The following is a 12,809-nucleotide window of genomic DNA, read 5'->3' as shown; positions in this document are numbered from 1 at the left end:
TGTTTCCTTCCCAAGACCGTTCCCGTGCGGATCTCTCGAGGATCCCTTCATTGTCGGGTGGCTCGATCCGAGCCCCCACAACATAGCTTAGGATATTTGACGGAACGGGAAAGAGAGAAGCTCCGGAATTTCCGGAGCTTCATGACGTTTTAGCAGTTTCGGTGCGTCAGGGCGCTTTAGCGCTCCAGGCACATGGCCACGCCCATGCCGCCTCCGATGCAGAGGGTCGCGAGCCCCTTCTTGGCGTTGCGCCGGCCCATCTCGTGCAGCAGGGTCACGAGCACGCGGGCGCCCGATGCGCCGATCGGGTGGCCGATGGCGATGGCGCCGCCGTTCACGTTCACGATGGCCGGATCCCAGCCCATGTCCTTGTTGACCGCGAGCGCCTGGGCGGCGAAGGCCTCGTTGGCCTCGACGAGTTCGAGGTCGGACACCTTCCAGCCGGCCTTCTCCAGCGCCTTGCGCGAGGACGGGATCGGGCCCGTGCCCATGATGGCCGGATCGACGCCGGCGGTCGCCCAGGAGGCGATGCGGGCGAGCGGGGTCAGGCCGCGCTTCTCGGCCTCGGCTTCCGTCATCAGCACGATGGCGGCGGCGCCGTCGTTGATGCCCGAGGCGTTGCCGGCCGTGACCGTGCCTTCCTTGGAGAAGGCGGGGCGCAGCTTGGCGAGCGATTCGACCGTGGTGCCGGCGCGGATGTACTCGTCCTGGTCCACGACGATGTCGCCCTTGCGGGAGGCAATCGTCACGGGCGTGATCTCGTCCTTGAACCGGCCTTCCTTCTGGGCGGCCTCGGCCTTGTTCTGGGAGCCGGTGGCGAACTGGTCCTGCTCCTCGCGGGTGAGCTGCCAGCGCTGGGCCACGTTCTCGGCGGTGTTGCCCATGTGGTAGCCGTTGAAGGCATCCATCAGGCCGTCCTTGAGCATGGTGTCCATGAGCTTGAAATCGCCCATCTTGGTGCCGGAGCGCATGTAAGCCGCGTGGGGCGCCAGCGACATGGATTCCTGGCCGCCCGCCACGATGATGTTTGCGTCGCCGTTGGCGATCTGCTGCATGCCGATGGCGACCGTGCGCAGGCCCGAGCCGCAGAGCTGGTTGAGGCCCCAGGCGGTTTTTTCCTGCGGGACGCCCGCCGCCATGGCGGCCTGACGGGCCGGGTTCTGGCCCTGGGCTGCGGTGAGGATCTGGCCGAGGATCACCTCGTCCACCTCCCCGCCTTCGACCTTGGCGCGCTCGAGGGCCGCCTTGATGGCGATGGCGCCAAGCTCATGAGCCGGGGTGTTGGCGAAGGCTCCGTTGAACGAGCCGACGGGGGTGCGCGCCGCGCCGACGATGACGATCCTGTCTCCGGCCATTCCTCTCTCCTCATGCTGATTGTCTGGTCGCAGAATGAATGTAGTGCCGGGTCGATCAAATCCCCAGGGGGTAGGATGTCAAGGACCGGATCATGCAACCCTGCTCAGACGCGCCTTAGACTTTTGACGCTTTGATCGTCCGGCATAAGACTTATAATCATGAACGGCTGGCAGCCTGCGGATCGGGATCGGGGAGGTCGGCCATGGTGGTATTCCCGGGAGCGTATCGGGCGAAATGGCGACGGACAAACAACCGACGGTCATCAAGAAATATGCCAACCGCCGCCTCTACCACACGGGCACCTCCACCTACGTGACGCTGGAAGATCTGGCCGGCATGGTGCGCAAGGGCGAGGACTTCGTGGTCTATGACGCGAAATCCGGCGAGGAGATCACCCGTTCGGTTCTGGCGCAGATCATCTTCGAGCAGGAGAACAAGGAGGGGCCGAACCTCTTGCCCGTCACGGTGCTCCGCCAGTTGATCCGCTTCTACGGCGACAGCATGCAGGCCCTGGTGCCGAGCTACCTCGAATTTTCCATGAACAATCTGTCCCAGGAGCAGCAGAAGCTCCGGGAGCAGATGGCGCAGGCCTTCGGACCGGGAGCCTTCCAGGCCATGGAGGAGCAGGTTCGCAAGAACATGGGCTTCTTCACGGAAGCGATGCGCATGTTCTCGCCCTTCCCTCAGGCCTCGTCGGGAGCGCCAGAGGCAAAGCCGGCAGCCAAGGGTGAGGAGGCGAACGACCTCGACCGCCTGAAGCAGCAGATGGCCGACATGCAGGCCAAGCTCGACAAGCTCGCGAGCAAGTAGTCCGGTTTCAGCCGCGCGCCTTCTTCAGCATCCGCTGCAGGCTCGAAGCCTGCGGCACGGCCTCCGGCTCGCCGAACAGCCCGCCTTGCAGGTAATCCACGCACCAGGACGTCAGCAGACGGGCGGTGGCTTCGTCCTCCACCCATTCCGCCGCCGTGGCGATGCCGAGATGCTGGGCCCTGTCGATCAAGGTCCTGACGGTGAGCCGGTCGCCGGTCGAGCGCTTGAGCGGCTGGATGAAGACGCCGTCGATCTTGAGGAGGTCGACAGGCAGCATGCGCAGCTGGTCCGGCGTCACGTAGCCCGCTCCGAAGCCGGTGAGCGCGACGCCGACGCCTAGGGCCTTCATGGCATGGAGACGGCCCAGAATCGTCCGGCACTCGGCCAGGGCCGCCTCGGGAACCTCGACGATGAGCCGCGACTCGATGCCGGGCCGAGCCCCGAGATGGGCCGCCAGCATGGGCAGCCATTCGGCATCCTGCAGGGTCTTGGCCGAGACCGGTAGCGCCAAGCGCTGGCCGGGATGGTCCTTCAGGTGATCGGCCGCAAGCTCCAGCACGCGTCCGTCGACAAGGAGCGCGAGGTTCGTGTCCTTGAGCCTCGGCACCGGGCCGAGCAGGAGTGGATGGCCTTCAGAACCTAGTAGGGAAGCACAGGCCTGCATCAGGGCCGGAGCACGGCTTTGGGCCTCCACCAGCGGCCGGCAGGCGAGTGTCAGGCTCCGGCTGTTGAGGGCGTCGACCCAGTCGAACGGGGTTCGGTCGGCAGCCCGGGAGGGGAGCTTCGGGCGTGCGTCGTAGAGCTTGCAGGCTTCCCCGCTCTCAAGACCCGAGGCCAAGGCCTGCTCGGCGAAACGCAGCAGCTTGGTGGCCTTGAAGGTATGGTCCGGCGCGCAGGCCGCCCCCAGTTTCAGCGAGGCGACGGCCGGGTGATCCTTGAGGAGCCCGGCGAGGCGCCTCATGGCGCTTGGAGCATCGGCGGCCGGGCAGCAGGTCAGGGTCAAGGCGAAGCGATGGGATCCGAGGATGGTGAAGAGGTCGTGGCGACGCATCATCGGGCGCACCTTCCGGGCGATCTCCGCCATCGCGTCGGCCCCCTCATTGTCGAGGGCACCGACGATCAGGGTGCAGGTCTGGGACACCCTCAGGGCTTCATTGATGCCGTTCTGAATGCTGCACAGAAGCTCCGAGCGCTGTTTCAGCATCGCGGGCAGCTGGTCCCGCGCGCCCGGAACCGGATCAAGGCGCAGCTGACCGCGGGCGAAGGCCGGGAGCCCATGGGGATCCGGCTGCCACCGACCCGCATCCTCGACCAGCACCACGCGGTCAGGGTCGAAGCGAAGGGCATACCGGGTCTCATAGGCGCCGCTCAGGGTTTCGGCTGACGCGATGGCATTCTGACGGGACAGGCCGCAGCCGGGTTCGACCAGGTGAGAGAAGCCTTGGCCTGTCTTCGGCAGGTCTTTCGCCGGCAGGCCAAGGGTTTTGGCAGCGCCGGGCCCCCAGGTGAGGGCATCTGAGACCATGTCCCAGGTATAGAGGACGCTGACCGTCGCAGGGAGAGGGCTCCGCGAGGCTTGACGTCGCGGCCGGGAAACGCCCTTGAAAAGCCCCGTCCGGCCCTGCCTCTTCGTCGCCATCACACTCACCCTCGAAATACGCACGAACCGGGGTGGCCGAAGATGCCTTCACAAGCCTGACTGCCCGGGAAATCAGAGCATCGGATCCGATGCTCATTCTCTATGATTGGCGCATCGTTGATGCGGAAAACCGGATCCACTTTTCCGCCCGATGCGCCGTGGGGTACAGGATCCGCCCTCAGGTTTAATGAAGGGTAAAAAGCGAAGAGAAATCAGGGTGTTTGGGGATTGCGGGCATAAAAAAACCGGCGCTCTGAGGCGCCGGTTCGGATTGTCGCATGTCGCGTCGATTACGCGTCGGTCTTCACCTTGAGGACCTGACGGCCACGGTACATGCCGGTCTTCAGGTCAACATGGTGAGGGCGGCGCAGCTCGCCGGAATCCTTGTCCTCGATGTAGGTCGGGGCCTGCAAGGCATCGGCGGAGCGACGCATTCCGCGCCGCGAAGGCGACGTTTTTCTTTTTGGAACGGCCATTTCTCGTCTCCGGTTAAAATAGCGGAGCGCCCGCTCAACCGGGGAACGCTCACATCTCAAACTTGATGAGGTTGCGCCTCATACAAGGTCTTTGGGGAAATATCTAGCCCCTCGGAGCAATCCGAGGGTTTTTCATTGCCGCAGGGATGTCTTCAGGGCTTGAGGCAATCGCTGAAGGGGGCTGCTCGCTCCATGCGCGCCTGGAGCTGGCCCGCCAGGGCCCGGTGGCCAGACCGCGGGCGGGCAGGATTGCGCACCAGGGGATTGGGCAGGGCCCGCGCAAGCAGGGCCGCTTCCTGACGGGTCAGGTTCCTGGCCGGCTTGCGGAAATACTTCTGGGCGGCCGCCTCGGCCCCGAAGACGCCGTCGCCCCATTCGGCCACGTTGAGATAGACCTCCATCATCTTCCGCTTCGACCAGATCAGGTCGAGGTAGAGAGCGACCGGGATCTCCAGCCCTTTGCGAAGATAGGAGCGGCTCGGCCACAGGAAGAGGTTTTTCGCCACCTGCATGGGAATTGTCGAGGCGCCACGGGACGGTCCGTCTTCGTCGGCGGCCTCCATCACGTCCCAGAGCGCATTCCAGTCCACGCCATTATGCTCGCAGAAGCGGCTGTCCTCCGACGTCATGACAGCAAGAGGCAGGTTGGGCGAAATCTCATCGAGCCTGACGAAATCCCGCTCCACCGGCTGCAGGGTGAGCCAGCGGCCGAGCATCAGGGTCGAGACCGGGGGCACGGCCCAGTACAAAAGGCCTAGCCAAAAGACCGCCCCGACCCATAAGAGAATGAGACCAAGGCCGATCTGAACGACTCGGCGGAGAAAGCGGGCGACCGTCATCGGCTTCCGCGGCCGTCCCGACCGCAGCGTCCATTTCGGCCTCGCTCGTCCATCAACGCTCCCCTCGGGCGGAGCGGCGGCTCCATCCGAATTCAGGCTCATCATGACGCCATCCACCAGCACTTTCACGACACGGCTCTCCGACGCCGCGAGGGTTGTTGAAGCAAGTCTCGAAGCCTTGCTATCAGACAAAGCCGCTCCCGGCGAGCTTGCCCGTCCGCCCCGCCTCATGGCCGCCATGCGTCATGCGGTCCTTGGAGGCGGCAAGCGCCTGCGTCCGTTCCTGACCATCGAGGCGGCGCGCCTCTTCGGGGTGGAAGGGCAGGGGCCGCTCAGGGCAGGCTGCGCGGTCGAGCTCCTGCACTGCTATTCCCTGGTGCATGACGACCTGCCTTCCATGGACGACGACGACCTGCGCCGGGGGCGTCCGACCGTCCACAAGGCCTATGACGAGGCGACCGCCATCCTGGTGGGCGATGCCCTGCAAACCCTTGCGTTCGAGGTCCTCGCCGATCCGGCGACGGCCGGAGATCCGGCCGTCCGTTCCGACCTCGTGCTCGGCCTCGCCCGCGCCTCGGGCTTGGGCGGCATGGTCGGGGGACAGCTGCTCGACCTGACCGCCGAGGGACGCTACGGAACCGCAACCATGAGCGAGGCCGACGTGCGGCTGCTCCAGATGATGAAGACAGGCGCCATCCTGACCTTCTCGGTCGAGGCGGGCGCGATCCTGGGGCAGGCCGATGCCGCGGCGCGCGGGAAGCTCGTCGAATACGGACGGGCGCTCGGGGCGGCCTTCCAGGTCGCGGACGACATCCTCGATCGCGAGGCCACCTCGGAAGCCCTCGGCAAGCGGACCGGAAAGGACCAGGAGAAGGGCAAGGCCACCCTCGTCGACCTGCTCGGGATGGAGGGCGCCCAGCGCGAGTGCCGGCAGCTCGCGGAGAAGGCAGAAAGCGCTCTCGACGGGTTCGGCCCGCAAGCGCAGATCCTGCGCGAAGCCGTACGCTTCGTGGTGGAGCGGCAGGTTTAAAGGGCAACTTTAAGTTGAGACTGTCGGCACCCAGAATTTCAGCTTCACGTGACCGGGGCGGCGGTTGTGCGGAACCGAGCCTGCGGGCACGCCGCCATTGGCGAGGATGACCTTCCGCGACGCCTCGTTGTCGTCGTCGCAGGTGATCAGCACCTGCGAGAAGCCTTCCGAGCGGCAGACCGGTAGGATCATGCGAAGCGCCTGCGTGGCATAGCCGCGCCGCTGCTTCCAGGGTACGATCGTGTAACCGATATGACCGTAGATGGCGACGGGCAGGTCGTCCGTTCCCCGTTGGAAGCGAAACCCGATGCGGCCGCAGAACTCCCCGTCGCTGATCCAGAAATCGTGGGCCGGGAGGCGGGGCACCTCGCGCCCGTCCGGCAGCAGGACCATGGCGCTATGGTAGAGGTCGCGGAGAAAGCGCTCAGGATTGCGCCGGAGCTGGAAGAGCTGCTCGCGGCTGACATCCTGGTCCGTGTTGGGCGACCAGCCCCGCGCGAGGGCGTCGGCGTAGAAGGGAAGCCAGTTCAGGCTCGGGCGAACGAGGGCGATGTCTGTCATGGACCGCCCAGACTGACATCGCCCGAACTCAAGGGCAACAGGCCTACACCGTCACCTGCGTGCCCACTTCCACAACGCGTCCGGTCGGGATCTGGAAGAAGTCCGTGGCGTCGCTTGCCGACTTCGCCAGGCTGATGAAGAGCTTGTCCTGCCACAGCGGCATGCCCGACTGGCTCGCGGGACGGATCGAGCGCCGTGACAGGAAGAACGACGTCGCCATGATGTCGAACTTGAAGCCCTGCTTGCGCAGGATCGCGAGGCCGCGCGGGATGTTGGGCGTTTCCATGTAGCCGTAGCTCAGGCGGATGCGCCAGAACGAGTCGCCCACATGCTCGAGGGCGACGCGGTCCTCGTCCTCGACGCGGGGAACGTCCGCGCTGTTGACGGTGAGGATCACGTTCTTCTCGTGCAGCACCTTGTTGTGCTTGAGATTGTGCAGGAGGGCGGCCGGCGCCGTATCCGGGTCGCTGGTCAGGAACACGGCCGTGCCCTTCACCCGGTGCGGCGGGCTCTTCTCCAGCATCTGTACCAGTTCGAGGAACGGCACGTCGATCTTGCGGGTCTTGTCGAACAGGATCCGGGTTCCCTTCACCCAGGTCCACATGACCACGAAGAAGATGCTCGCGATGATCAGGGGGACATAGCCGCCGTCGAGAAGCTTGACGAGGTTCGATGACAGGAAGGTGAGGTCGATCAGCAGCAGGGGAATCATGATGAGGCCGGTCTTCACCGGGCCCCAGCCCCAGCTCCGGCTCATCACCAGACAGGCGAGCAGGGTGGTGACCACCATAGTGCCGAAGACCGCGATGCCGTAGGCGCTGGCGAGGCTGCTGGAGGAGCCGAAGAGCAGCACGAGGCCGACGACGGCACACAGAAGAAGCCAGTTCACCCGCGGCAGGTAGATCTGCCCCTGGTGCGTCTCCGAGGTGAAGCGAACCTCCAGGCGCGGCAAAAGTCCGAGCTGCACGGCCTGACGGGTCAGGGAATAGGCGCCGGTGATCACGGCCTGGCTCGCCACGATGGTCGCGAGCGTCGCGAGGATCACGAGGGGCAGGAGCAGCCAGGGGGGAGCCAGGAGGAAGAACGGATTGGTGATGGCTTCCGGGTTGGACAGGACGAGGGCGCCCTGACCGAGATAGTTCAGCGCAAGCGCCGGGAAGACGACGGTGCCCCAGGCCACTCGGATCGGGTTGCGGCCGAAATGGCCGAGATCCGCATAGAGCGCTTCGGCTCCGGTCACGGCAAGGCAGACGCTGCCGAGAATAGCGAAGGCGGTGCCCGGATGCGTCAGGAGGAAGGAGACGCCGTAATACGGATTAAAGGCCAGGAACACTTCCCAGTCGTCGGCGATATGGATCAGACCGAGGCCGGCCATCGAGATGAACCACAGGAGCGTGAGCGGGCCGAAAAAGGCCGCCACCTTGCCGGTGCCGCGGCTCTGCACGGTGAAGAGGGCGATGAGGATCACCAGGGCGGCGGGCAGAACATAGGCCTCGAACGTCGGCGTGACGAGTTTCAGGCCTTCGAGGGCCGACAGCACCGAGATCGCCGGCGTGATGGCTGCGTCGCCGTAGAACAGGGCCGCGCCCGCCATGCCCATCATGAGCACCGGCAGGCTTCTCCGTCCAAGTGCGCGCTGCGCCAGGGCGACCAGGGTCAGCGAACCGCCCTCGCCCTTGTTGTCGGCCCGCAGCAGCAGGCCTACGTATTTGACGGAAACCGTGAGGATCAGCGCCCACAGCAGGAGCGACAGGATGCTGATCACCAGTTCGCGGGTCAGGGGAACGGGCGTTCCGTGGTGTCCGCCGGTAGCGGCCATCACCGTCTCCCGCATGGCGTAAAGCGGGCTGGTGCCGATGTCGCCATAAACGACGCCGATGGCGCCAAGCGTCAGGGTCCAGAAGCTCGCCTTGGAGTGGCTGTCCGGTAAGGTGGCCTCTGGGGCCGCGGAATCTGCATGTCCCGGGGCGACGGCGTGCTGTTCTGCCATGTGTGCTTTTCTTCGCGAGCGTACCCGCAGACGGCCCTTGTTGAAACACCCTGAAAACGACGAAGGGCGGCTTGTTCTCCGCCCAATTCTCCATTGAGCGCAGCGGCCGTCATTGCCGGCGCGGCGCGCTCTCTAGCACATCGCGCTTTAGCTTAAAAACGGAATTTCGCCTGAGGTTCCATGGCCCCGCTTGCTGCCTCATTCGGCGGCATCGCGTCCGGGCTGGCCATAGTTCTTCTCTATGTAGTCGAGAACGATCTTCTGGAAGTCCCTGGCAAGCGTCGGACCGCGCAGGGTCATGGCCTTGCGGCCGTCGATGAAGACGGGGGCGGCGGGCTGCTCGCCGGTACCGGGGAGCGAGATGCCGATATGGGCATGCTTCGACTCGCCAGGCCCATTCACGATGCAGCCCATCACGGCCACGTTCAGGTTCTCGACGCCGGGATAGGTCCGGCGCCATTCGGGCATGGAGGTGGAGATCCAGTTCTGGATGTCCCGCGCCAGTTCCTGGAACACCGAGGAGGTGGTGCGTCCGCAGCCCGGGCAGGCGGCGACCAGCGGCACGAAGGTGCGGAACCCCATGGTCTGGAGCAGTTCCTGGGCCGTCTTGACCTCCAGGGTCCGGTCTCCGCCCGGTTCCGGGGTCAGGGAATACCGGATCGTGTCGCCGATGCCCTGCTGGAGCAGGATGCCCATGGCGGCGGACGAGGCAACGATGCCCTTCGTCCCCATGCCGGCCTCGGTGAGGCCAAGGTGAATGGCATAATCGGACCGGCGGGCCAGATCCTGGTAGACGGCGATCAGGTCCTGCACGGCCGAGACCTTCGCCGACAGGATGATCCGGTCCTTCCCCAATCCGATCTCCTCCGCGCGGGTAGCGGAGAGCAGGGCTGACTGGATCATGGCCTCGCGGGTGACCCAGCGCATGTCGCGCGGGTTCGCCGAGGCCGCGTTCTCGTTCATGAGATGGGTCAGCAATTCCTGGTCGAGCGAACCCCAATTGGCCCCGATGCGCACCGCCTTCCCGTATCGGATCGCCTGCTCGACGATGGCGCCGAACTGCCGGTCCTTCTTCTCCTTGAAGCCGACATTGCCGGGATTGATGCGGTACTTGGCCAGCGCTTCGGCGCAGGCGGGGTGATCGGCGAGGAGCTGATGGCCGATATAGTGGAAGTCGCCGACGAGCGGCACATCGATTCCCAGCCGGTCGAGCCTCTCGCGGATCCTCGGGACGGCGGCGGCCGCCTCATCGCGGTCCACGGTGATCCGCACGATCTCCGAGCCTGCCCGGGCAAGCGCGGCGACCTGCTTCACGGTTGCGTCCACATCGGCCGTATCGGTGTTGGTCATCGACTGGACGACGATGGGCGCACCGCCGCCGACGATGACGGAACCCACGCGCACGCCCACCGTGCGGTGGCGCGGGGCGGGGCCGGCAAAGCTCTCAGAGAACGAGGAGGTCTCGGGAGACGAGATGAAGGACATGCTGCAATCCACGGCGGCAGCTCCGGGCTGCCCGCCGTTTAGCTGATGCCAAAAGCCCTCTTCGTCAAGCGCGGCTTAGCGCATCGGATCCGGACGCGTGCCTGTTTCGGGGCCGCAGGATGCGTCGATGGAACGTCTCAGTGAACATCCTGGCAATGGGTGCAGCGCCCGGTGATCTCCAGGATCTTCGAACGGGGCTGGTAGCCCTGCTCCTGCAGGACCTTGAGCACGGTCTCGGCCACGTCCGGAGCCGTGATTTCGTTGACGTCTCCGCAGCCTTCGCAGATCAGAAAAGCCGTGGTGCCGTGACCGCTGGAGGTGCTGGAGCTGGCGATATAGGCGTTCAAGCTCGCGAGCCGATGCACCAGACCCTGTGCGATGAGGAAATCCAGGGCGCGATAGACGGTAATCGGAGCCATGCGCCGTCCGTGCGATCCGAGCAGATCCACCAGATCGTAGGCGCCGAGCGGCTTGTCGGCGCCATGGAGCACTTCAAGGACCCGGCGGCGGATCGGTGTCAGGCGCGCTCCCTTGGCCTGGCAGAGATCTTCCGACAGCGCCATGGCCCGTTTCGTCTTCTCGGAGGTTCCGGAAGCGTGAACTGGAGCGCCGCCATAGGGAAGCTCCTGGGGAAGAGACGGTGAATGGGCCATCCGGTCGATCCTCGTAAATCGCTGACGTAATTCCTGCGGTACCCGCATCCGAGATGCGGATCCACTTCATATATGTAGGTTATAACACTACTCGTTTGAGGAGGCAATCCAGCTTGGCAAGGTGCCGCTTCGCCGGCCGAGGATCAGGGTTGCCGGAAGCGCCAGACGTTGGATTTCTTGATGTCCGCATCCTCGAGGGTGCGGGTCACGGGAACTTCGTAGGCAGCCAGGATCTCCAGCCGATCCTTGGGAAGGTAGCTGCGTCCCGGATCGCCGATCAGCACTGTGGCGCCCCTCTCGCTCAGGGCGAACAGCCAATGGATGACCCTCTCGGCGAGATCACGCTCGTAGCAGATATCGCCGGCCAGCACCGTGTCCCAGCCTCCGTCCTGCCCGACGATGTCCGCCTGGAGCGGGGTGATCAAGACCGCATTGGCCGCGGCATTGATGCCCATGGCCGCGATGGCGAAGGGATCGATGTCGCAGGCGGTCACCTCCGCAGCCCCGGCCTTCAAGGCCGCGATGGCGACGAGACCCGAGCCGGAGGCGAAATCCAGGACGCGCCGTCCGCTCACCGTTTCCGGATGGTCAAGGATGTAACGGGCGAGCGCCTGTCCGCCCGCCCAGGCGAAGGCCCAGAAGGGCGGCGGCAGGCCGATCTCGCCCAGCTCCTCCTCGGTCTTCTGCCAAAGCTCCGTCGCTTCGTCGGCCACGTGCAGGGAGATTTCCGGCGCGTGGGGCACGGGGAGGAGGCGGGTTTCGGACCGGATGAAGGCGACGGGATCGGGAATCATGGGGCCAGCATGGAGGCGTAAAGCCGTTTGACGCTTTCGATGACGTCCCGTTCCGTGAAGCCGTCAAGAACCCGGGCCCGGGCTGCCTCGCCCATGCGGGCGACGCGATCAGGCTCGTCGGACAGGGCGACGAGCGCCTCGGCGAGCCCCCCGGCGTCGCCGGGAGGGACGAGGCGCCCTTCGACACCATCCCGCACCAATGTTCGGCATCCGGGGACATCCGTGGTGACGATGGCGCGGCCGCAGGCGGCCGCTTCCAGCAGCGTGCGCGGCAGGCCCTCGCCGCCCCGCGAGGGCAGGCAGGCGACATGGTGCTCGCGCCAGACGGAGCCCACGTCCCGCGTCGCTCCAAGCCAGGAGATACCGGGCTCGGTGCTCCATTTCTTCAGGGTCTCCTCCGGGATCGCCTTCGGGTTTGAGGGATCGGGCGCGCCGTAGAGGGACAGCTCGACGGCCGCGCCCTTTGCCCTTGCGGCGCGCACGGCCTCCACCGCCACGTCGATTCCCTTGGACCAGAGCATGCGGGCCACCACCGCGACCTTGAGCGGGGGCCGCGGGGGCAGGGGACTGGGCCTGAGAAGATCCGGATCGATGCCGGCGCCTCCGAGAATGGTGACGCGGTCGCTCGCCGGGTCGAGGCCGAGGAGCCTGGGGTCGTCCGTGTTCTCGAAGACGTAGCGGGTCTTGCCCGTCTCCAGGCCGCGCACGAGCAGGCGCACGGCGCGCTGCGACAGGCGCGCGACCATGCCCTTCCGGGCACCGAGGAAACCTGACCCGGTCAGCGCATAGACCCGGCGCGGAATGCCCGCCATGGCGGCGGCGAAGCCACCGACCAGGATGCCCTTGAGGGCGATGCAATGGACGAGATCCGCCTTCTCGTTCTTGAGGATCGCGGCCAGCTGCCCGGCGGCATAGCCCGCCGCCATGGGGTTCAGGCTGCGCCGCTCGGCCTCGAGCGGGATCACCTTGGCGCCCGTGGCCTCGATCACGTTCCGGTGCGAGCGCACCCGGGCCACGACTGAGACGTCGAGCCCGAGCTCGCGCGCAGCCCTGGCCATGGGCAGGAAGTGGGAAGCGAAGAACCAGTCCTCGGTGATCACGAAGACGAGCTTGCGGCCCTGGAGGTCAGGCTGAGGAAAGGCAGACAAGGTATCATCCGGATGAAACGGTTGCGCT

General features: G+C 65.7%; 12 protein-coding genes. 2 read left to right on the top strand and 10 right to left on the bottom strand.

Features of this window, described 5'->3' with window-relative positions; genetic code table 11:
• Positions 1–176: 176 nt before the first annotated feature.
• The gene (locus AB4097_RS00200) at positions 177–1,355 is read right to left on the bottom strand and encodes an acetyl-CoA C-acetyltransferase (protein ID WP_442036048.1); all 1,179 of its coding nucleotides are present in this window, start codon (positions 1,353–1,355) and stop codon (positions 177–179) included.
• A gap of 235 nt (positions 1,356–1,590) precedes the next feature.
• On the opposite strand from AB4097_RS00200, the gene phaR reads away from it, so the two are divergent.
• Positions 1,591–2,166 carry a polyhydroxyalkanoate synthesis repressor PhaR gene (gene phaR, locus AB4097_RS00195; RefSeq protein ID WP_442036046.1) on the top strand — a complete coding sequence of 192 codons (576 nt, stop codon included), beginning with the start codon at positions 1,591–1,593 and terminating at the stop codon, positions 2,164–2,166.
• Positions 2,167–2,173: 7 nt separating this feature from the next.
• Here the strand turns inward: phaR and AB4097_RS00190 are convergent, their stop codons facing one another.
• From AB4097_RS00190 to mtgA, 3 genes are all read right to left on the bottom strand, one after another.
• Positions 2,174–3,805: an EAL domain-containing protein gene (locus tag AB4097_RS00190; protein ID WP_442036044.1), complete on the bottom strand. Its 1,632-nt coding sequence runs from the start codon at positions 3,803–3,805 to the stop codon at positions 2,174–2,176.
• A 290-nt stretch (positions 3,806–4,095) separates the two neighbouring features.
• The gene (rpmF, locus tag AB4097_RS00185; RefSeq protein ID WP_009493255.1) at positions 4,096–4,281 is read right to left on the bottom strand and encodes a 50S ribosomal protein L32; all 186 of its coding nucleotides are present in this window, start codon (positions 4,279–4,281) and stop codon (positions 4,096–4,098) included.
• 152 nt (positions 4,282–4,433) lie between these two features.
• Positions 4,434–5,120: a monofunctional biosynthetic peptidoglycan transglycosylase gene (gene mtgA / locus AB4097_RS00180; protein WP_442036041.1), complete on the bottom strand. Its 687-nt coding sequence runs from the start codon at positions 5,118–5,120 to the stop codon at positions 4,434–4,436.
• A 103-nt stretch (positions 5,121–5,223) separates the two neighbouring features.
• Here mtgA and AB4097_RS00175 point away from each other — a divergent pair, with 103 nt between their 5' ends.
• Positions 5,224–6,150: a polyprenyl synthetase family protein gene (locus AB4097_RS00175; protein WP_442036039.1), complete on the top strand. Its 927-nt coding sequence runs from the start codon at positions 5,224–5,226 to the stop codon at positions 6,148–6,150.
• A gap of 9 nt (positions 6,151–6,159) precedes the next feature.
• Here AB4097_RS00175 and AB4097_RS00170 read toward each other — a convergent pair whose 3' ends face one another.
• The 6 genes from AB4097_RS00170 to AB4097_RS00145 form a co-directional block, all read right to left on the bottom strand.
• Positions 6,160–6,711: a GNAT family N-acetyltransferase gene (locus tag AB4097_RS00170; protein ID WP_442036037.1), complete on the bottom strand. Its 552-nt coding sequence runs from the start codon at positions 6,709–6,711 to the stop codon at positions 6,160–6,162.
• A gap of 43 nt (positions 6,712–6,754) precedes the next feature.
• Positions 6,755–8,701 carry a potassium transporter Kup gene (locus AB4097_RS00165; protein ID WP_442036035.1) on the bottom strand — a complete coding sequence of 649 codons (1,947 nt, stop codon included), beginning with the start codon at positions 8,699–8,701 and terminating at the stop codon, positions 6,755–6,757.
• 198 nt (positions 8,702–8,899) lie between these two features.
• Positions 8,900–10,186, bottom strand: coding sequence for a flavodoxin-dependent (E)-4-hydroxy-3-methylbut-2-enyl-diphosphate synthase (gene ispG / locus AB4097_RS00160; protein WP_442036033.1), 1,287 nt, complete (start codon positions 10,184–10,186; stop codon positions 8,900–8,902).
• Between the two features lie 137 nt (positions 10,187–10,323).
• A complete protein-coding gene (locus tag AB4097_RS00155; RefSeq protein ID WP_442036031.1) occupies positions 10,324–10,839 on the bottom strand; it encodes a Fur family transcriptional regulator in 516 nt (171 codons plus the stop codon).
• Between the two features lie 143 nt (positions 10,840–10,982).
• A complete protein-coding gene (locus AB4097_RS00150; protein WP_442036029.1) occupies positions 10,983–11,633 on the bottom strand; it encodes a class I SAM-dependent methyltransferase in 651 nt (216 codons plus the stop codon).
• A complete protein-coding gene (locus tag AB4097_RS00145; RefSeq protein WP_442036027.1) occupies positions 11,630–12,781 on the bottom strand; it encodes a glycosyltransferase family 4 protein in 1,152 nt (383 codons plus the stop codon). The genes AB4097_RS00150 and AB4097_RS00145 overlap by 4 nt, the downstream gene beginning before the upstream one ends.
• Between the last annotated feature and the right edge of the window lie 28 nt (positions 12,782–12,809).

Source organism: Microvirga sp. 2MCAF35 (assembly GCF_052115545.1).
Taxonomy (GTDB): Bacteria; Pseudomonadota; Alphaproteobacteria; order Rhizobiales; family Beijerinckiaceae; genus Microvirga.
This window is presented reverse-complemented; position numbering and strand designations above follow the sequence as displayed.